This window comes from Mesorhizobium sp. L2C066B000, assembly GCF_000502335.1.
Lineage (GTDB): Bacteria > Pseudomonadota > Alphaproteobacteria > Rhizobiales > Rhizobiaceae > Mesorhizobium.
Genome location: NZ_AYWZ01000001.1, coordinates 1,305,065 through 1,323,485, shown reverse-complemented (window position 1 = coordinate 1,323,485; position 18,421 = coordinate 1,305,065). Strand labels below are relative to the sequence as shown.

The following is an 18,421-nucleotide window of genomic DNA, read 5'->3' as shown; positions in this document are numbered from 1 at the left end:
ATCCAGTTGTTCTTCTATAGGGACGCAGCGATGCGCTTTCAACGCGATCCGCTGCCGAGCATGTCCGTTTTGGACGTTCGCGACCCTTTTATCGTCTCAATGCACGCCGCGGCGTCGCTCGTAAACCGAATAGCGCGTCGCATGGCTGTCCTTTTCACCGGCCGGAACGTCCTGAGCGCTGACAAGGCGCCACAAATCCGGATCGATGTCGGGAAAATGCGCGTCGCCATCGACCGCCGCCAGCACATGGGTGACGTGCAGCCGGTCTGCCAGCGGCAGCGCCTGCGCATAGATCTCGCCGCCGCCGATGATGCAGATTTCGTCGACGCCGGCCATGCAACGCCCGCGCACCGTGGCCAGCTGGATCGCGGCCTCCAGGGAGTGCGCTACCTCGATGCCCTCGGCGCGCCAGGCCTTGTCGCGGGTCACCACGATGTTCAACCTGCCCGGCAGCGGCCGGCCGATGCCTTCATAAGTCTTGCGGCCCATGATGACGGGCTTGCCCATCGTATCGGCCTTGAAGCGCTTGAGATCGGTGGACAGCCGCCACGGTAAGCCGCCGTCGCGCCCGATGACGCCGTTCTGCGCAATGGCGACATAGATCGCGACGTCCATCAGTTGGCTCCCCCGGCGCCGTCATCCGACGGCTCCAAAAGCAATATGTCGATGTTGTGCTCGGGATAGAGATCCTGCGCCGCCGTCTCGAAGGTCGTCGGCCCGACCTTCTTGACATTGTCGCCGCAAAACGAGATCAGCGCTTTCGGATTGCCCTTGTCGACGGTCAGCTTGAACTTGCCGATGCTGCCATTGGCCCAGTTGCCGCCGGTGGTCAGGATATAGGCTATGCGGTTCTCGTAAAAATGCGGATAACCGTCGGCCTTGGCGGCCTGCCGCACCGCATTCTCGAAGCTGTCGTCCATGCAGTAGCGGGTCTTGTAGGTCGTGTACTGGCTGCCCTCGGTGAACTTGCCGTCATAGAAGAAACTCACCGATGACGTGCCGCCGACGCTCGGTTTGTAGCGGTGCGAGACGTGGACATCCTTGTTGGCCGGAAATATCGCGCGCCACCAATAGGTTGAGCGCAACTGCCACCACGGCGTATAGACCTTGTTCGCCTCGGTACCGTCGCTGCCCGTATCCTCGATGATGATGCCGCGGTTTTCCCAATCCTCGGCGACCGTTTTCGGCAGCTTCGCCAGGGCCGCCTTGGCCGCATCGCCGAACGGATTGAACGGCACGTTCTGCGCCTTCAGATCGGCGCCGATATCGATGCCGACAGCGAACACTTTCTGCTCGAGCTGCGGCTTTGCCGGCGCTCCGTCGATCGTCACCTCGAAGCCAAGGAAATTGTCGCTCTGGTTTTCCGGGATGGCCGGCATTTCCTCCGGATTGCCTTCGATGTCCGGCAGCGGAAAAGCGACGATGGCATTTACATCCTTGTCGGTGTTGTTGTGGAAGACGTAGTCGACCGTGATCTTTTCCGGCGAGATATAGAGGTCCTCGCTTTGCATCGACACCGCGTCGCTACGCGACAGGATCAGGCCACCTGTGCCGAGTTCGGCGGTCGTATCATTGGCCAGCGCGGGCACGGCTAAAAGCGCCAGCGCTACGGACAGAACATATTGCAACATCGAAGCCCCTCGCCAAGAATGCCGCGACCCTAGCCGTTTCAATGTGGCGTTTCAAAGCCTTCCGTCTCCCAGCAGGACGCCACAGTGTCTGGACACGCCAATCGGCGGTCTGGACTAACAGGTTTCGATCGGGCAGGAGTTCGCGTCATGCGCAAGCTTCTCGTCATCGGCATCGGCGCCGGCAATCCCGACCATATGACCGTGCAGGCCATATCAGGCCTAAACCGGGCGGACGTCCTGTTTATCCCCGACAAGGGGGCGAAGAAGAACGACCTTGCCGAATTGCGCCGCCATATCTGCGACCGTTTCGTCAGCAATCCGAAATCGCGCCGCGTCGAGTTCGACGTGCCGGTGCGCGCCGAGCCGGCGCCTTCCTATCGCTCGACCGTCGATGACTGGCACGAGGCCATCGCCCAGATTTATGAGAGCCTGGTCCGCGACGACCTTGCCGAGGACGGCTGCGGCGCCTTCCTGATCTGGGGCGACCCCTCGCTCTATGACAGCGCGCTGCGCATCCTCGCGCGCGTACGACTGAGGGGCAATGTCGCATTCGAACTGGAGGTCATTCCCGGCATCACCGCCGTCCAGGCGCTAGCCGCCGGCCACAAGATGGCGCTGAACCGCATCGGCGACCCCGTGCTGATCACCACCGGCCGCCGCCTCGCCGAACAAGGCATGCCGCACAATGCCGGCAGCGCCGTGGTCATGCTCGACGGCAAATGCGCCTTCAACACGCTGGCAGACAAGGATCTGATCATCCATTGGGGCGCCTATCTCGGCACACCGGACGAGATCATCGTTTCCGGTCGCCTGGGTGATGTCGGCGAGGAGATTGAGAGGACGAGAGAAGAAGCCCGGAAAAGAAAGGGCTGGATCATGGACACCTATCTGCTGCGTAAAGCAGGAGAGCCCGAGGAATAGCGCGCTCAAAGGTCGAGTTCCTTCGCGCCCCCCTCTGTCCTGCCGGACATCTCCCCCTCTAGTGGGGAGATTGGCCGTCACGGAGGATTTCGCCAATCGCCTAACAGATTAGCGCCCGTCTGCGGGCTAGCTGATCTCCCCCTGCGGGGGAGATGTCCGGCAGGGACAGAGGGGGGTGTGACGGATCGCAAGCTTCAACCCTCACCCAGCATCGATCTCCGCCTGCAAGGCGTCCATATGCGTGGCCGCCGCTGCCGCCGCAGCGCGCTCGATAGCGCGAAAACGGCTGACAACTGCAAGGCCAACTGAGGTCAGCTGTGCGCCGCCGCCCTTTTTGCCGCCGGTCTGCGCCGCGACCAGTGGCTTGCCGAACACACGGTTCATATCTTCCACCAGATCCCAGGCGTGCTTGTAGGACATCTCCATGCCGCGTGCCGCAGCCGAGATCGAGCCGAAAGTGGCGATCTGCTCCAGCAATTCGATCTTGCCCGGACCTATGCGCCCGTCCGGATCGAGATTTATCCGCAGGCTCAGCGACGGCATCTCTTGTCCTCCACAGTCACACTAGCCCCTCTCGACCCATAGCGCTATTCCAAAACGATATAGCGGCTATCAGCCATCCGCTTCGGCCGGCAGCCCGGCGCCGGTGTTGGCACGGTCGAAACTGACCGTCTTGATCACCGCGAACACCTTGCCGCCGAGATGAAGTTTCAGCACCTGCCTGGATTGTTCGGTAATGCGGGCAAGCACGGTTGCGCCATTGCAGTCGATGCCGATTTCGACCGTCGGACCCTCGCCCGGACCGATTGCGACGATGGTGCCCGGCAGGATGTTGAGCGCACTGAGACCTTTCGGCAGTTCGGTGGCGATCATCACGTCGCGGGCGCGGATGCGGATGCGCACAGGCGCGCCGACCGAGACCGCCAGAAGCGGCACCCGGATTTCGCCCGCCGCCGAGCCGAGCACGGTCATCCCGAAGATCTCATCATGGCGCAGCACCTTGGTGTCGAGCACCGCGCCGCCCTCGCCGCGTTCCTCCGCCGTCAGCAATTCGAGCCGTTGCATGATCGCGCCGGTCGGGCCTGAGGCAGCGACCTTGCCTTGCGCCATCACCACCACGTCGCTGGCCAGCCGCGCCACCTCGGCGACGGAGTGGCTGACATATACGATGGGCAGCTTGGTCTCGTCGCGCAGCCGCTCGATATAGGGCAGGATCTCGGCTTTGCGCGCATCGTCGAGCGAGGCCAGCGGCTCGTCCATCAACAGCAGTTTCGGGCTGGCAAGCAGCGCCCGGCCGATCGCCACGCGCTGCTTCTCGCCGCCCGAGAGCTTTGCCGGTCGCCGGTCGAGCAGAGGACCGATGCCGAGCAGTTCGACGACCGCGTCGATATCCGCATAGCGCTCCGCCGGTGGCGTGAACCAGCGGCCATAGCGCAGATTGCCGGCCACGCTCATATGCGGAAACAGCCGCGCGTCCTGGAACACCATGCCGATCCGGCGCTTGTGCTTCGGCACGAAAATGCCGGCATCGGTGTCGACCAGCACACGGCCGTCGACCGCGATACGGCCCTTGGTCGGCCGGATCAGGCCGGCGATCACGTTGATCAGCGTCGTCTTGCCGGAGCCCGATGGCCCGAACAGCGCCGTCAGCCGCCCGGCGCTTTCGAAACGCGCGTCGACGGCGAAACCGCCGAGCCGATGGCTGATGTCCACCAGCACGCTCATTCGATGTCCATCCGCCGGCCGACGCGCCGCGCCAGCACTTCCGAGGCGACCAATGCGGCCATCGAGATGACGATGGAGATCAGCGTCAGCCTGAGCGCCCCGTCATCGCCGCCAGGCACCTGCGTGAAGGTGTAGATCGCCGAAGGCAGCGTCTGCGTCTCGTTGGGAATGTTGGAGACGAAGGTGATGGTGGCGCCGAACTCGCCCATCGCCTTGGCGAAGGACAGGATCGAGCCGGCGATCAGCCCGGGCAGGATCAGCGGCAGCGTGATGGTGGCGAAGACCCAGAGCGGGTTGGCGCCGAGCGTTCCCGCCGCTGCCTCCATTTTGCGGTCGACCGCCTCGATCGACAGCCGGATCGCCCGCACCATCAGGGGAAAGCCCATGATACCGCAGGCCAGTGCGGCGCCGGTCCAGCGAAACGAGAAGACGATGCCGAAATGCTCGGCCAGGAACGCTCCCGCCGGCCCGCGCCGGCCGAAGGTAAGCAGCAAGAGATAACCTGTCACCACCGGCGGCAGGATCAACGGCAGGTGAACCACACCGTTGAGCAGCGTCTTGCCCCAGAATTTTCCACGGGCCAGCAAAAGCGCCATCAAGATGCCCGGCGGCAGGCTGAACAGCATCGCCACCGTCGCCACCTTGATCGACAGCCGGACCGCATTCCATTCGTCGGGAGTGAGGTCCAGCAGCCAGTTCATGCGTCAGCCGCTACCTTAATTGCTCGGCGTGAGCACGGTGAAACCCTGATCCCTAAACAGCTCCACCGCCTTGGCGGACTGCAGGCACTTCAGGAAAGCCGGGGTATCCTTGTCCTTCGAATCGGTGGTCTGGGCAACCGGATAGATGATCGGCGGGTGCGAATCCTCCGGGAAGGTGCCGACCACCTTGACTCCCTTGTCGGCATGCGCGTCGGTGGCATAGACGATGCCGAGCGCGGCCTCGCCCGTTGAAACCAGCTTCAGCGCGGCGCGCACATTCTCGGCCTGCGCCACCTTGCCTTCGACCGACGACCAGACGCCGAGCGATTCAAGTGCCGCCTTGCCATACTTGCCGGCCGGCACCGCCTTGACGTCGCCCATGGCGAGCTTGCCGTCGCTGATCAGCTTGGCGAGGTCGAAGCCTTTCTCGATCCTGGTTTCGACCTTGGAATCCTTCGGCGCCACCAGCACGATCTGGTTGCCGAGCAGTTTCACCTCGGTGTCCGGCTTGGTCAGTTTCTTGTCGGAGAGATATTTCATCCAGTCGAGGTCGGCCGAGATGAACACATCGGCGGGCGCCCCGAGTTCGATCTGCTTGGCCAGGGCCGAGCTCGCGGCGTAGGAGACGGTCGCCGCTTCACCGACATCGGCTTCGCAGGCCTTGGTGACGGCGTCGAGCCCGTCCTTGAGGCTGGCTGCGGCAAACACGATCACCTTGTCTCCCGCGTGAGCCGCCGGCATCGCGGCCATCAGAGCTGCGGCAAAGCCGCCAATCGCGATTGCCCTCATACCAAAACCTTTGTGCCCCAACATGAAAACTCTCCCTGGGCTTGAAATCTGCTGGCTCGACTCCTGCCGACCGATATATCTGGATGAATATAACAAGGGAAGGCCGCCTCCTGCGAAAGCGTATGTTCGGCATCGATTGTTCTGGTTTGGACGTGCACCGAAACCCGGAAAGGAACTCCGATGAAGATCAGCGCCCGCAACATCCTCAAGGGAACGATCGTCGAGATCGTCAAAGCACCTCGCCTGTCCGCGGTGATGTCGCCGGCTCCGTCGTCACGCTTCGATCACCAACGAGGCCGTTGCCGATCTCAAGCTCGAAAAAGGCAAGCAGCCTATGCCATGATCAAGGCAACCGACGTCATGGTCGACATCGATTGAGGGTCGGAATTGATTGACGGTGGACGGATCAGACCGCGATCGGCGCCTTGATCGAAGCGTCGGCAAAATAGTTTTCCAGCCGGAAATCCTCGAAGCGGAAGGCGAACAGGTCCTTCACCTCCGGATTGATCCACAGCGTCGGCAGCGCCTTGGGTGTGCGCCGCAATTGCTCGCGCGCCTGCTCGAAATGGTTGGAATAGAGATGCGCATCGCCCAGCGTATGGACGAACTCGCCGGGCTTCAGCCCGGTCACCTGCGCCACCATCAGGGTCAGCAGCGCGTAGGAAGCGATGTTGAAGGGTACGCCGAGAAAAATGTCGGCCGAGCGCTGGTAGAGCTGGCAGGACAGCTTGCCGTCCGAGACGTAGAACTGGAACAGGCAGTGGCAGGGCGGCAGCGCCATCGCCTCCACTTCGGCCGGGTTCCACGCCGAAACGATCAGCCGGCGTGAATTCGGATTCCTGCGTATCTCCTTCAGAACATTGGCAATCTGGTCGATCGACCCGCCATGGCCATCCGGCCAGGAGCGCCACTGCTTGCCATAGACCGGGCCGAGATCGCCATTCTCGTCGGCCCATTCGTCCCAGATCGAAACGCCATGATCTCTAAGGTATTTGATGTTGGTGTCGCCGGCCAGGAACCACAGGAGTTCATGGATGATCGACTTCAGATGCAGCTTCTTGGTGGTGGTGACGGGAAAGCCGCGCGACAGGTCGAAGCGCATCTGGTACCCGAACACCCCACGCGTGCCGGTGCCCGTGCGGTCGCCACGGTCGGCGCCATTGTCCAGCACATGCTGCAAAAGGTCGAGATACTGGCGCATCGGCTTCGCCTCGATTCGGGGTTACCGCCATCATAACCGACTGGCCGCCGGCCGAACACAGCAAAAGGACCAGAACGCGGCTTGCCCCATCACTCTTCAAGGGTTAGCGCTGCCCCTCACCTGCCTGCCGGCATCCTCTCCCCGTATAGGGACGGGGAGAGGGGCGCTGTGATCAGCGGTTTCGCCAATCACAAGCGTTCGAGAGAGAGAGCCAAGGCTGCGGTCAGCCCTTTCTCCCCGTCACTATACGGGGAGAAATGCCCGGCAGGGCAATGAGGGGCGGTGCTGACCTCCGGTGAGGAGCAAAATCAAACGCGCGCTCTGCCTATCGGCAATAATCTCTACAAAGAGCCGAGCTTGCCCAGATCCTTGGCGACCAGATAGTAGAAAGTCACGCGGCTCTTGGAGCTGTCGGCGGCCAACGCCTTGCAGGTCTTCTCGATCGCTGAGTCGGCTTTCGCCCCGTCGGTCACGCCAAGTTTCTTGGCAACCCAGTTGGTCTTGACGCGCTCCAATTCCTTGGGGTCGGTGCAGGATACCAGCGAGGAATCGCGGTTGCGCAGCGCGATGCCCAGATGTTTCACAATCTTGGCAACCACATCGGCATTTGCGGCGGCGTCGTATTTCTTCAGGTCTGCGAGATAATCGGCCATCAAATTTCCCCATGTCGGCGCCACGGGATCCGATCGATGAGGGCTGTGGCGCGCTGCCGCAACTTGTGCGCTCGGTCGATACTCCTCACCATCGCAAAGCTTCGGTTGAGACCGCCCGCGAGTCAACCCTCGGCGCCGCAGTTTGGTGCGGCCAAGAAGTGTCATTGCGGCCTTTCATTTTGTGCGCCCGCCCCCTATATTCGTTTTGTCGGCTTGACCGACTATGGCGATAAATGGGCGATGTAATAAGCCGTTCGGACCCGGGGGCGGTACCCGGCGCCTCCACCAAGAACCGTTCTGTGATCAGAGCGGCTGTTGCTGGGGGCGAAATAGGATCGACGAAGGTGTAAAGATCGTACTTTTGCCCGGCATGGTACCACCGTCATCGGGCTAAACCTGTAGTTGCAAATGACAACTATGCGGAAGCACGTCTCGCCGCGTAAGCGGTGCGATAGCTTCAAATCAAGCCCTAGAGGTTCGCACTTCTAGGCGGGGTTCGGAGGTACCTGGCAACAGAAACCTCCACTTCTCCCCTCCTCGATATCGTAGGCTCAATGCCGGCTGCCGCTGGCCGGATTTCGCATGACGATGGGCCGCGAAGCCTACACCAAATTGAGCCATGAGCTGGTGCAATTTGCCGCTGGCGTCGGTCGAAGGCCGTGGTTCTGGCCGGGGCCGGATTACCCCAGACGTGAAAAAGGCCGGGATGACCCGGCCTTTCCGGTCGATTGCAGTCAGCTTACTCGGCCGGCGCTTCAACGGCTTCGCGCGAGCGGCCAAGCGTCAGTTTGGCCAGCGTGAACGAGATCACCGCGCAGAGCGTGATGCCGGCCACCATGGGCAGCGGGGTGCCGTCGAAGAAGATGCCGGCGACGCCCATCGCCAGCGCACCGATGGCGAAGTGCAGGGTGCCCATCAGCGCCGAGGCCGTGCCGGCGATCTCGCCATGCTCTTCCATGGCCAGCACCGACGTCGTCGGGATGACCAGGCCGAGGAAGCCGTAGCCGACGAACAGCAGTGCCGCCATAACATCGAGCCGGTCGACGCCGGTCGCCATGACTGCGAACAGCACAACCATCGTCGTGGCATAGCCGGTTACCGCCACCCAGACGACGCGCTTCAGCCCGAAGCGCTCCGACAGCATCCCCGTCAGTTGCGACATGCCGATGAAGGCCACCGCATTGATCGAGAAGAACACGCTGTAGACGGAAGGCGACAGCCCGTAATGGTCGATCAGGATGAAGGACGAACTCGAGAGGTATACGAAGAAGCTGGCGATGCCGAAGCCGGCGATCGCCACCAGGCCGAGGAAATTGCGGTCACCCATGAGGAAGCGATAGCCGGCGAGTGCGGTTCCGAAGGACGAACCGACGCGTTCTTCCGCCGGCCGCGTCTCCTTCAGCGAGGTCGCCAGCAGAATGGTGGCCAGAAGGGCCGCGCCCGTCACCGTCCAGAACACGGCGCGCCAGCCGAAATTCTCGATGATCTGGCTGCCGGTCAGCGGCGCCAGGATCGGCGACACCGAAAACACCAGCATCAGCAGCGACATCAGCTTGGCGGCTTCGGTGCCGGTGTGCAGGTCGCGCACGATGGCGCGCGGCACCGCCATGCCGGCGCTGGCGCCCAGCCCCTGCAGGAAGCGGAAGGCGATCAGCCATTCGATGGTCGGGCTCATGGCCGAACCGATACCGCCGACCATGAACAGCGCAAGGCCGCCGTAAAGCGGCAGCTTGCGGCCGACCATGTCGGAGATCGGTCCGACGACGATCTGGCCGAAGCCCATCGACAGGAAGAAGATCAAAAGGCTCATCTGAACGGCGGCGGTGCCGGCATGCAGATCCTCGCCGATCGAAGGCAACGCCGGCAGATACATGTCGATGGCGAAGGGGCCGATAGCGGACAACAGGCCGAGCACGACCGCGATGCGGAGGAATTTGGGACTCATGATAAAGGCTTCTTTCAAGTCTGGTTGGCGCCGCCAACGCGACGACTAACCCTAGGACGTTCCATCCCGTTGAAATCCGACGGCTCAGAGCGAGATTATTCGTCTCTACGGAGCGAATTCACCATTTTTTGTGTCCACAAATTTAGACAGCCTTGTCTAATTCGTCAATCACCTCTATATAGATTTCTATGAAGCTTGCCGTTTCTCCTGACATTTTCCCGCCACGCGGCCACGAGGCCAAGCGTATGTCGATTATCGATGCGGCGGCTTCGGTCTTTTGCCGGGAAGGCTTTGCCGGCGCCAATATCGACCTGATCGCGGTGGAGGCCGGCGTGTCGCGCCAGACCATCTATAATCACCACCGCGACAAGGAAAAGCTCTTCATGGCTGTGGTGCGCGATCTGACGGAGCGCTGCAATGCCGGCATCTTCGCCACCTTCGCCTCTTTCCCAGACCAGCCGAAGGATCTGGAAGCCGACCTGATCGGCTTTGCCGTGCGCATGAATCAGAACTGCATCTGCAACCGCGACGGACGCTTCCTGCGCAAGCTGATCCAGACCGAAGGCGAGCGCTATCCCGAGCTCTTCGCCGAATGGCGCGACCAGGGGCCGGGCCGGACCTGGCCGGCACTTGCCGCCCGTTTTGCCCGCCTCGCCCATGCCGGCCATCTCGCGGTCGACGATCCCGATGTCGCCGCACGCCAGTTCCTGGCGCTAGCCAACGCCGAACTGCAGACCACCTTCATGCTCGGCGGCATGCCGTCGGAAGATGAAGTGCTGCAATCCGCGACCCACGGCGTGCGCACATTCCTGCGCGCCTTCGGCAAGCGCAGATCAGCGGCAGCGGTGGAAAAACAGCTGGCCAGCGCCTGAACGCCAAAGCAGGCGATCAAATCGTCCGTTACGGGCTTCGCTTCGGCGCATCAGCGATCTATATCCGGTTTACGCCGCGCTCAAGCTTGATTACAGCTATGCGGACGATTCAACGGAACCCGACCAGCACATGGCCGACGACCACATCCGCTACGACATCCTGGCCCAGGAGGCATTGCGCGGCGTCATGCGCAAGGTCCTGGCCGAAGTCGCGCGCACCGGCCTTCCCGGCAATCATCATTTCTTCATCACATTCCTGACCGGCGCGCCGGGCGTGCGGGTGTCCTCCAGGCTGCGCGAGCGCTATCCCGAACAGATGACCATCGTCATCCAGTTCCAGTATTGGGACCTCAAGGTGACCGATACCGGCTTCGAGGTCGGGCTGTCCTTCTCCGACGTGCCGGAGAAGCTGGAAATCCCGTTCTCGGCCGTACGCGGCTTCTACGACCCATCGGTCAATTTCGAACTCGAATTCGACGTCAAGACCGACGTCCCGGCGGAAGACGATGCAGCCGCCCAGCCGGCTGCCGAGCCTTTGGCTATCGTCTCCGAGAAAAAGCCGAAGGCCGAGAAGAAGGCAGCTGCCACTGAGGCGGAGAAAAAGCCCGCCGTGGCCGATGCCGCCGCCGGCAAGGGCGCCGACGTCGTGTCGCTCGACGCCTTCCGCAAGAAGTAGCGGGACGGTCGGCGCGACATGGGCGAAATCGTCAACCTTCGCCAGGTCCGCAAGCAGAAGGCGCGCACCGAAAAGGAAAAGCTCGCCGGCGAGAACCGCGCTCTGCACGGCCGTTCCAAAGCCGAAAGAACTCGTGACCGTCTGACATCGGACAAGGCCGAAAAATTCGTCGCCGGCCACCGCCGCGAACGCCCGGAAGACCAGGGCGATTGATGGACCGCCTGCGGTGAGCCCGGTCGAAAAACGCTCCGTGACCATCCGCGGCCATCGCACCAGCTATTCCCTCGAAAAACCCTTTTATGACGATCTCGTCACTATTGCCGCCGCGCGCAAGCTGACCCTTGCTGCCCTGGTCGCGGAGATCGACGAGACAAGACCGCGCGATGCCAATCTGTCCTCGGCGCTCAGGCTCCACGTGCTGGACTGGGCCAAGCGCGACGCCAGAACTTCTTAGGCCTTTATGACCGCATCCTGTTTCTTGCGGCGGGTGCCAAATCCCAGCAGCGTCGAGCGATCACGTTCCTCGGCAAGCTTCTTCGACCGGACGCGCATCAGATCTTTCCAGCCGACATAGCCGACCAGCCGCGCGTCCTCGCGCGCGACAACCGGCAGATGCGAGACATTGGCCATCAGCAGCTTGTCGGAAAGACCCTCGAGATACTCGTCCGGATAGGCAAGCGTGAGCTTGCCGCCGGCAAGCAATTCGCCAAGCGTCGTGGTGCGGTGCTCGCCCGCGCGCCTCCAGCGCAGGATCGCCGGCGGATCGATGACGCCAAGCACCTGGCCGTCTTCGCTGACGACGGGAAAGCTCGGATGCCGCGTCTGGGGCGCGGTCAGGAAGGCGGCTGCGCCATGTAGCGTCATCGTCGCCGGCACGCTCTCCACCTGCGCGGTCATGACCTCGCGCACCCTGGTCAGCGCGAAGGGATCGACACGATATTCGCGAACCAGATGATGCCCTCGCCTGGCAATCTTTTCCGTCAGGATCGACCGCTTCATCAACAGCACGGTGACCGCGTGAGCGGCCGCGCAAGCGGCGATCAACGGCACCAGCACATGGGTGTTGCCGGTGAGTTCGACCGCAAAGCTTGACCGAACACGCCGAAGACCGTCTTGCCGAATTGTCCGCCGCGCATCTCGATGAGCTCAAGCGCATCGAACCGATGCTGGGACGCCTGCTGACCCGTCACAAGCAATAGTCCGCAAGTCGCGGACCGGTGCCGTCGGCGATGCGGGTGCCTAATTGCCCAGCGACTTCAGCAGATTGTCGACGGAGAACGGATTTGTCCTGGGCTTCGGCGGCGCCGGGGCCGAACCGTCACTGACACCGGGAAGTGAGCGGTCGACCTTCGGCGCCTGCTCCTGAGCCTTGCGCTCGGCCTCCAGCCTGGCTTTTTCCTGCGAAGCGATCCGAGCCTGTTCGGCCTTCTTCCGTTCGTCCTCGGCCTTGGCGGCGTCTTCGGCAGCCTGCTCTTCCGCCTGGGCTTTCGCGTCCGCATCTGCCTTGGCCTTTGCGTCAGCCTCTGCCTGCGCTTTCGCATCGGCATCGGCCTTTGCTTCGGCATCCGCCTTGGCCTTGGCATCCGCTTCGTCCTGTGCCTTCGCATCGGCCTGTGCCTTCGCCTTGGCGTCGGCCTCGGCTTTGAGCCGTGCCGCTTCCTCCTGCTTGCGCAATTCCTCGGCGGCGTTGTCGCGCTCGGTCTGCAGGGCGGCGTAGTAGCGCACCTCGCGCCGCAGCCGCTGCTTCTCGAGCAGTGCGGCCTGCATAGCCTCGACCCGCTGCTGCTCCTTTTCCAGCGCGCGCTGGGTCAAAAATTGCGCCAGCGGCTCGCTGTCGAACTGCTTCTTCAGCGCCCCGAACGGCCCATCGACGCTGAAATTGACCGTCGGATCGGAGCCGATCAGCGCCTCGTCGCCAGGCTTGTAGGTGACAGCGCCCTTGGTGGCGACGGTGCCGGTGTTGAGGTCGGCCGTGATGTCGGCAGACAGCGTCGCCGCCTGGTTTTCGAATTTGATCGGTGGTGCCCGCAACGTGCCGCCGGCGACCGTGAAGGCGATGTCGGCATCGCCGGCAGCAAAGCTGCCGTCGCCAGCGATCTCAGGTGCAAAGCCCGCGGTCTTGGCCACGTCGATGTCGCGCCCGATCGCATCGGCCTTGGCAATCAACGCGCCGAAGGCATCGGGATTGACGCCGGCAATGGTGAGGCCTTTCAGCGCCGCCGTGCCCGAGCCGGAGAGTGCGGCAATCATCGCGTCGACCGATTTGCCGCTGGTCGACAGCCCTGTCGAGAAATCGCCGTTGCCACTCAATCCGGCAGCCGGCAGCACAGTCGCCAGGTCGGCGCCGGCAAGCCTCATCTGGCCGGAGAACAGCCCCGTGCCGTCTGTGTTCTTCAACTCGAACAATCCGGTGAGCGCGCCGCCGAGCAGTTTTGCCTTCAGGTCCGAAACGCGGATGCCTTCCTGGTCCAGTTTCAACGACAGCGACGCATCATAGGCTGTCGCCAGCGGTCCGGCGGCAAGCGTCGCCGTCGTCAGATCGAGATCGGCGCTGAACGGCAGGCTGGATTTCTGGCTGAATGGCGCCGTCGGCCAGTTCGCGTTGCTGCTGAGGAACGACTGGTCACCGAACAGCGCAACCGCAATCGGGTCGAGGTCCAGTTCGTCGAGCGCCAGCGCACCGGCAAAATGCGGCAGCCCCTGCTTCGCATCGATGTTGACGTCGCCCGAAATCTCCGACTCGTTGATGGATCCGCTGAGACCGCTCAACACCAGCAGGCCACTGCCGAAATCGGCATCCGCGCTGAGCGAGGTCGAGGTGCCCGTTCCCATGCCCGGCAGGCCGGCGCCGGTCGTCATCAGCCAAGGCTCGATGTCGGAGGCGTCGAGGCCGATCTTGCCCTTGGCGGTGGCGCCTTGCGGCGTCTGAGCAACGGTGCCGTCGAACGTCGCCTTGAAGTCGTCGGCGGCGAAATTGAAGCTCGTCGCCAGGCCGCCGCCGAGCGTGCCTTTCGCCGAAATATCGGTGCTTGCCTGGCCGAGCATGCCGAGCGGCAGCGCCGGCAGGCCGTAGAGCGCCAGCAGCGCCGTGGCGTCGGGATTTTTGGCGTTGAAGGTCAGCGTCACCGGCGCGTCAAGCAACTGGCCTACGGCCCCCTTGCCCGACAGCGACGCCGAAAAGCCCGAACCGCCGGCCTTGCCTTGTCCGCTCACCGCCAGCCCGGTGGTGCCGTCGCCATTGTCGGCGGCGCTCGCCACCAGATCGACGCGCGCGTCCTGGAACAGTTCGGGATAGGCGGCCGTGCGGCCAGCCAGTCCCTTCAGCATCAGATTGTCGGGATAGTGTTGCGCGGCAATGTCGATCAGCGGCTTCAGATCGACGGCGACCACCGAGGCATCGAGCTTGCCGGTCGGGCTTGCGGGAAAATCCTTGATCCGGCCGGTGGCGCTGATCGAGGCGCCGGCAAGGCCGCCAATCGACAGCCGGTCGATTTCGAGCAGCCCGTCGCGGAGCCGGAGCGCGGTATCGACCGTGTCGGCGGTGAGCCCGCCGGCATTGACCGGCCCTGCCTTGATCTGAAAATCGAGGTCACGGTCGGAAAAGCGGTTGGCGCCCTTGTGGCTGACGAAGATCGAGGCGAAGGCCGTCAGCCCGTCGACATCGAGTTCGCCGCCCTCGAGCCGCATCAGCACCGAGGACTTGGCGTCGTCGGGCTGGTTGGAATCGATGCGGCCGGTGAACTTCGACTTGCCGAGGATCAGTTCGAGATCGCTGAACGCCTGGCGCTTCTCCGACAGCTCCACCTTGGCCTTGAAGCCGGCGGCCGGCAGCCGGCGGATCGCCTCGTCGACATCTTTCGACAACCAGGCAGCAAAGCCGGAAGGCTGCGCCACCGCCAGCAGCATGGAGCCGCTGAAACCGAAATGATCTTCGACGCTGAGCATGCCGCTGGCTTCCAGCGTCGTGCGCCCGGGCAAGGTCGCGGCCAGCGATTTCACCGACCAGCCGCCCTCGACCGGCTCGGCCGAGAGATGCACGTCGCGCACCGTGGTGTCGCCGGCCACCACCGCCGGCAGCTTGACCTCGACAGTGCCGGGGATGCTCGGCTTCGGCAGTTCGAGCAGCGCCTGCTCGATTCCGGCAATGCGCTGGTCCAGCGTCAGGCCGGCGCCCTTCTCAGCGCCCACCGCCTCGTCCAGTTGCACCTGCGCGCCATTGGCCTCGATGGCGAAGTTCGGCCTAAGGCCGAGATCGACCGAAGCCTTGCCGTCGGCTGTGTAGGGATTGTCGAGCGGCCCGGTCTCGAAGCGGAATTCGTCGACGCCGAGCTTCTGGTGATCAAGCGAGAACTTGCCGTTCAGCCGGAAGCCCGGATCGGGCTTGCCGGCCCTGACCTTGCCCGTATTGATCTCGACAACCTCACCATCGCTGCCGCGCAGCGTAGCCGAATTCTTGTCGTTGCCGGAAATCTTGAACTGGCCGGAATAGACGGCAGCCCCATTGACGATGCCTGCATTGCCGTCGGTTTCGATGACCAGTGGATAGGCATCGGGATCGACCTTGAGCCTCAGCCGCATCTGGCCGCTGCCTTCGGCCTTGCCGGTCGAAGCCGCAACCGTCGAACGCAGTCCGTCGAGCAGCAACGTTCCGTCCATGCGCCACGGCCCGGCCAGCGACTTGGCAGAGATGGTCGAATTGATCTCGGAAATCAGATGGCTGCGCCCGCCTGCGGCATGGCGGAGCGCAATTTCTCCCTCCGTCACCGTGAGCTTCTCGATCGAGATCTGGTTGAGATCGAAGGGCGAGGACGGCCGTATCGCCCAGTCGACCGTGCCGTTATCGGCGATGTCGATCGTCGCCTTCGGATGCACCAGCCGCATGTCGAAAATCAGCACTTCGCCGCGCAGGAACGGCGCCAGTTCCGCGTCCATCGAAAAGGTCTCGACGGTCATTGCCGGCTGGCCGCCGGGGCCGCCGGCGACCGTGACGTTTGAGAAGGTCACCGAGGGGAACGGCAACAGCCGCGCCGTGGCGTCGCCTTGCACCGTCACCTTGCGGCCGAGAATGGCGCTCGCCTCGCGCTCGAATTGGGCGCGGTACCCGGTCCAATCGACAAAATACGGCACCACCAGCGCCGCAACCAGCACCAGCACAAACAAGCCACCGAAGATCACGAACAGGCGTGCGAGCATCAGCTCCGAACGGGTTGATTGAAAGTCAGCCGCACTCTACCCGCATCAGCGTGTCGATAAAGAGGCAATTCATCCAGAGTTGCTTGATCTCTGTATCTGGACGAGCAGAGATTTTTGGACGCCTTTGACCGCGGTCCGGCCTGTGCGTAAGAGACTATCCTGCCATGGCCCGTCGGCGATATTCGTTCAGCAGCACTACCATCTCCTCGGGCGACAATGTCCAGCCCTGCGGTAATGCGGCTTCGGCGCCGAGGCTTTTGGTCACGCTGCCCATGACGGAGCTTTTCTTGACCCCCGGTGCGAAATTGTACCCGATCATATCGCCTATCCTGCGCCGGCGATGGACGACGAAGAATCTTTCGATATCCTTCCAGGGAACCAGCTTGGGCGATCGAACAAGGCCTCCGCCGAGACTGAAACCTTGTCCGTTCAGCACCAGAATCTGCGGCCGCACAAGCTGCCAGGCAAACACCAACGCGCCGAGCCCGAAAAAGGCCACGCACCACCAAAGGCCGGCGGTGTCGCCGTCCTCGGAGACATAAATCAGGAAAGCGCAGGCCAGGACAAAGAAGAGGCTGGCCGACAGCAGTAACAGTGTCTTGCCAAGCGATGCCCTTATAATCAGGGTATCCATTGCCGCTCCTCACATTTCGGCTATGCAGGCAATATCTTGCCCGGGTTCATGATGTCTTGCGGGTCGAGCGCTTTTTTTATGGAGCGCATGATGTCGACACCATGGCCGAGCTCATGGCGCAGGAAGCCGATCTTGCCCTGGCCGATGCCGTGTTCGCCGGTGCAGGTGCCGTCCATGGCGATCGCCCGCATGTTCAGCCGCGAGACGAATTTCTCCGCCAGCGCGATCTCTTTGGGGTCGTTGACGTCCATGAGCACCAGCACATGGAAATTGCCGTCGCCGGCATGGCCGACGATCGGCGCAACCAGGCCCATCTCGACAATGTCGGCCTCGGTTTCGGCAACGCATTCGGCCAGCCGCGAGATCGGCACGCAGACATCGGTCGACAGGCCCTTGGTGCCCGGCCGCAGCGTCAGCGACGCCCAATAAGCATCGTGCCTGGCCTTCCAGAGTTTCGTGCGCTCCTCGGCGACGCTCGTCCACAGGAATGGCCCGCCGCCATTGTCTTCAGCAATGGCACCGAAGGTTTCGGCCTGTTCGGCGACACCGGCATCGCTGCCGTGGAACTCGACGAACAGGCACGGGCTCTCGGGGTAATCGAGCTTCGAGTAATTCTTCATCGCCCGCATCTGCAGTCCATTCACCAGTTCGATGCGCGCCACCGGAATGCCCATCTGGATGGTCGCGATGACCGCGTTGCAGGCCGCCTCGAGGTTTGGAAACGGGCAGACGCCGCCGGAGATCGCCTGCGGAATGCCTTGCAGCTTCAAGGTCAGCGAGGTGATGATGCCGAGCGTGCCTTCCGAGCCGACCAGAAGCCGCGTCAGATCGTAGCCGGCCGAACTCTTTTTCGCCCGCTTGCCGGTCGTCACCGTCTCGCCATCGGCCATGACGGCCGTCAGCGACAGCACGTTTTCACGCATCGTGCCGTAGCGCACCGCATTGGTGCCGGAGGCCCGCGTTGCCGCCATGCCGCCGAGCGAAGCATTGGCGCCGGGATCGATGGGGAAGAACAGGCCGGTATCGCGCAGGTGCCGATTCAAATCCTCGCGCGTTACGCCAGGCTCGACCGTGCAGTCGAGATCCTCGGGGTTGACCGACAGGATGCGGTTCATGCGCGAGGTGTCGACCGAGATGCCGCCACCCGGCGCGTTGGTGTGGCCCTCCAGCGAGGAACCGACGCCGAAGGCGATGACCGGCACGCGGTGCGCGGCGCAGGCACGTACGATCTCCTGCACCTCTTCTGTCGTCTCCGGGAACGCGACACCGTCAGGCGCCTGCGTCGGAATATAGGTGGTGGTATGCGCATGCTGCGAGCGGATCGCCGCGCCTGTCTGGAAGCGTTCGCCGAGCTGCTGCTTGAGAATGCCGAGCACGGCGGCGATGCCTTCCTCGTTGCGTTCGACCGGATTGAGGTCGCTCAGAGCCATGAATTCCTCCGCGAATGGACCAGCGTCCACGCTTGTTATGCGATTATGGA

At 63.0% G+C, this 18,421-nt stretch carries 17 protein-coding genes, 1 other RNA gene and 2 pseudogenes; 7 read left to right on the top strand and 13 right to left on the bottom strand.

Annotation, left to right across the window (positions count from 1 at the left end; genetic code table 11):
- Positions 1-96: 96 nt before the first annotated feature.
- On the bottom strand, positions 97-615 hold the full coding sequence (locus X733_RS159820) for a dihydrofolate reductase (protein ID WP_023667408.1): 519 nt from the start codon (positions 613-615) through the stop codon (positions 97-99).
- On the bottom strand, positions 615-1,631 hold the full coding sequence (locus X733_RS159825) for a DUF4424 domain-containing protein (RefSeq protein WP_023714745.1): 1,017 nt from the start codon (positions 1,629-1,631) through the stop codon (positions 615-617). The genes X733_RS159820 and X733_RS159825 overlap by 1 nt, the downstream gene beginning before the upstream one ends.
- A gap of 147 nt (positions 1,632-1,778) precedes the next feature.
- Here X733_RS159825 and cobF point away from each other — a divergent pair, with 147 nt between their 5' ends.
- Positions 1,779-2,552 carry a precorrin-6A synthase (deacetylating) gene (gene cobF, locus X733_RS159830; RefSeq protein ID WP_023682093.1) on the top strand — a complete coding sequence of 258 codons (774 nt, stop codon included), beginning with the start codon at positions 1,779-1,781 and terminating at the stop codon, positions 2,550-2,552.
- Between the two features lie 201 nt (positions 2,553-2,753).
- On the opposite strand, the gene X733_RS159835 is transcribed toward cobF, so the two are convergent.
- The 4 genes from X733_RS159835 to modA form a co-directional block, all read right to left on the bottom strand.
- On the bottom strand, positions 2,754-3,095 hold the full coding sequence (locus X733_RS159835) for a winged helix-turn-helix domain-containing protein (protein WP_023667411.1): 342 nt from the start codon (positions 3,093-3,095) through the stop codon (positions 2,754-2,756).
- Between the two features lie 69 nt (positions 3,096-3,164).
- Positions 3,165-4,277: a molybdenum ABC transporter ATP-binding protein gene (gene modC, locus X733_RS159840; protein WP_023817969.1), complete on the bottom strand. Its 1,113-nt coding sequence runs from the start codon at positions 4,275-4,277 to the stop codon at positions 3,165-3,167.
- Complete coding sequence (gene modB / locus X733_RS159845; RefSeq protein WP_023682096.1) at positions 4,274-4,978, bottom strand: molybdate ABC transporter permease subunit; 705 nt, start codon at positions 4,976-4,978, stop codon at positions 4,274-4,276. The genes modC and modB overlap by 4 nt, the downstream gene beginning before the upstream one ends.
- 15 nt (positions 4,979-4,993) lie before the next feature.
- Positions 4,994-5,788 (bottom strand): molybdate ABC transporter substrate-binding protein, encoded by a 795-nt coding sequence (modA, locus tag X733_RS159850; protein ID WP_155923826.1) that lies wholly within the window; start codon positions 5,786-5,788, stop codon positions 4,994-4,996.
- Between the two features lie 159 nt (positions 5,789-5,947).
- On the opposite strand from modA, the pseudogene X733_RS0134145 reads away from it, so the two are divergent.
- A pseudogene (locus X733_RS0134145) lies at positions 5,948-6,145 on the top strand (TOBE domain-containing protein).
- Positions 6,146-6,173: 28 nt separating this feature from the next.
- Here X733_RS0134145 and X733_RS159855 read toward each other — a convergent pair.
- Together X733_RS159855 and X733_RS159860 are read right to left on the bottom strand one after the other, a co-directional pair.
- Complete coding sequence (locus X733_RS159855; protein WP_023688064.1) at positions 6,174-6,968, bottom strand: thymidylate synthase; 795 nt, start codon at positions 6,966-6,968, stop codon at positions 6,174-6,176.
- A gap of 341 nt (positions 6,969-7,309) precedes the next feature.
- Complete coding sequence (locus X733_RS159860; protein WP_023712466.1) at positions 7,310-7,621, bottom strand: DUF2853 family protein; 312 nt, start codon at positions 7,619-7,621, stop codon at positions 7,310-7,312.
- 168 nt (positions 7,622-7,789) lie between these two features.
- On the opposite strand from X733_RS159860, the gene ssrA reads away from it, so the two are divergent.
- Positions 7,790-8,148: a transfer-messenger RNA gene (ssrA, locus tag X733_RS1000000167670) on the top strand.
- Positions 8,149-8,360: 212 nt separating this feature from the next.
- Here ssrA and X733_RS159865 read toward each other — a convergent pair.
- The gene (locus tag X733_RS159865; RefSeq protein WP_023682099.1) at positions 8,361-9,566 is read right to left on the bottom strand and encodes a multidrug effflux MFS transporter; all 1,206 of its coding nucleotides are present in this window, start codon (positions 9,564-9,566) and stop codon (positions 8,361-8,363) included.
- A gap of 188 nt (positions 9,567-9,754) precedes the next feature.
- Here X733_RS159865 and X733_RS159870 point away from each other — a divergent pair, with 188 nt between their 5' ends.
- The 4 genes from X733_RS159870 (at position 9,755) to X733_RS159885 (ending at position 11,568) form a co-directional block, all read left to right on the top strand.
- The gene (locus tag X733_RS159870) at positions 9,755-10,438 is read left to right on the top strand and encodes a TetR/AcrR family transcriptional regulator (protein ID WP_023668320.1); all 684 of its coding nucleotides are present in this window, start codon (positions 9,755-9,757) and stop codon (positions 10,436-10,438) included.
- Between the two features lie 130 nt (positions 10,439-10,568).
- Positions 10,569-11,114 (top strand): SspB family protein, encoded by a 546-nt coding sequence (locus X733_RS159875; protein ID WP_023667419.1) that lies wholly within the window; start codon positions 10,569-10,571, stop codon positions 11,112-11,114.
- Positions 11,115-11,132: 18 nt separating this feature from the next.
- Positions 11,133-11,327, top strand: a complete 195-nt coding sequence (locus tag X733_RS159880) for a DUF4169 family protein (RefSeq protein WP_023667420.1) — start codon at positions 11,133-11,135, stop codon at positions 11,325-11,327.
- A 13-nt stretch (positions 11,328-11,340) separates the two neighbouring features.
- Positions 11,341-11,568 (top strand): ribbon-helix-helix domain-containing protein, encoded by a 228-nt coding sequence (locus X733_RS159885; RefSeq protein WP_023667421.1) that lies wholly within the window; start codon positions 11,341-11,343, stop codon positions 11,566-11,568.
- On the opposite strand, the pseudogene X733_RS159890 reads toward X733_RS159885, so the two are convergent.
- The 4 genes and pseudogenes from X733_RS159890 to X733_RS159905 all read right to left on the bottom strand — a co-directional run.
- A pseudogene (locus X733_RS159890) lies at positions 11,565-12,200 on the bottom strand (CBS domain-containing protein); the annotation flags it as partial. The gene X733_RS159885 and the pseudogene X733_RS159890 overlap by 4 nt on opposite strands.
- A gap of 153 nt (positions 12,201-12,353) precedes the next feature.
- Positions 12,354-16,307: an AsmA family protein gene (locus X733_RS159895; protein ID WP_023817966.1), complete on the bottom strand. Its 3,954-nt coding sequence runs from the start codon at positions 16,305-16,307 to the stop codon at positions 12,354-12,356.
- Positions 16,308-16,461: 154 nt separating this feature from the next.
- The gene (locus X733_RS159900; protein ID WP_023817965.1) at positions 16,462-16,941 is read right to left on the bottom strand and encodes an STM3941 family protein; all 480 of its coding nucleotides are present in this window, start codon (positions 16,939-16,941) and stop codon (positions 16,462-16,464) included.
- Positions 16,942-16,961: 20 nt separating this feature from the next.
- Complete coding sequence (locus tag X733_RS159905) at positions 16,962-18,371, bottom strand: FAD-linked oxidase C-terminal domain-containing protein (protein WP_023817964.1); 1,410 nt, start codon at positions 18,369-18,371, stop codon at positions 16,962-16,964.
- Positions 18,372-18,421 lie beyond the last annotated feature (50 nt).